The organism is Shewanella sp. 10N.286.52.E4 (assembly GCF_041468785.1).
GTDB classification, from domain to species: Bacteria; Pseudomonadota; Gammaproteobacteria; order Enterobacterales; family Shewanellaceae; genus Shewanella; species Shewanella electrodiphila.
Genome location: NZ_JBFRJJ010000028.1, coordinates 21,429 through 21,883, shown reverse-complemented (window position 1 = coordinate 21,883; position 455 = coordinate 21,429).

Genomic DNA, 455 nt, shown 5'->3' with positions numbered 1-455 from the left:
GATGATGAAACTTAAAACGCAGAAACAGTCTGAAAACTAATTCGGTTAGCACTGGCTGATGAGGCCATGTCGATAAGTGTATTTAATTGTATGACCCGTGATGAAGGGGTTATACGTTGGAGATAAATAACATTACCAACTCGCTACAGTTACTATGAGTACCTTGGTAAGAAAAGGTTCAATCAGTTCGATAAAAAATTATTTTTTTATCGCTTATTTATTAAATTAATTCTAACTCACCGTTTATTTGTGCACTTATTCGTGCATTTATTAAAGCATCCTGCGGTCTTTAACTGCATTAACTCTGAGTAAAAATGTGTTGATAGCACTCTAAATATCAAATCAAATCACTTAACCAATGCTTGCTTTGCACAATTGGGTTTCTGTCATTCCTTTGCCGTCATTCCTTTGTCGTCACTTCACAGTCAAAGACATGCAAAAAAAATGGCAACCCA